This window comes from Mesorhizobium sp. M4B.F.Ca.ET.089.01.1.1 (genome assembly GCF_004022605.1).
Taxonomy (GTDB): domain Bacteria; phylum Pseudomonadota; class Alphaproteobacteria; order Rhizobiales; family Rhizobiaceae; genus Mesorhizobium; species Mesorhizobium abyssinicae.
The window spans coordinates 1-522 of the sequence record NZ_RZOS01001301.1 but is presented as its reverse complement, the minus strand read 5'-3'; the positions used below and the strand labels follow the sequence as shown (position 1 = coordinate 522).

Below are 522 nucleotides of genomic sequence, written 5' to 3'. Positions count from 1 at the left end.
GGGCAGGGCGGTACCGCCTTTCGTTTTTCCTGGACCGGGCGCCCGTGCAGCCGTCACCGGCGCATCTGTCCCGAAGGCAGTGAAGCGAGAAGAGATCAGCAAGCGCGGCGTAGCGATGATCATGGGCATTGCACCGTGGACGCCGCATGACCTTCGGCGATCTGCTGCGACGGGCATGGAAGAAATCGGCATTTCGCCGTTCATCGTCGGGCATGTGTTGAATCACGTTTCGGCGACCAAGAGTACGGTCACGTCGCGGGTATATGCGCGCTACGACTATATGAGCGAGAAACGGGATGCCTTGGAGCGTTGGGCCGATCGGCTTGCCGGCATCATTGCAGGCAAGAGCAACATCGAACCTCTGCGAGCGAAGGCAGTTGCATGAACCGGTCTGCGCAGTCGCCGTTCGACCCCGAAACCCTTCTGCCGCTCGTCGAAGTCTTCGCGGTTGATCCCTCTGACTGCGGCCGCAATCGAATGATTGTCGGCTAATGGACGCGCTTTGCCTTGCCTATCGGGAGC

Annotated in this window: 1 pseudogene; it reads left to right on the top strand. The window is 60.5% G+C overall.

Annotated features, from left to right (window positions below):
• Window positions 1–385 (top strand): annotated as a pseudogene (locus tag EN780_RS37265) (hypothetical protein); the annotation flags it as partial.
• Between the last annotated feature and the right edge of the window lie 137 nt (window positions 386–522).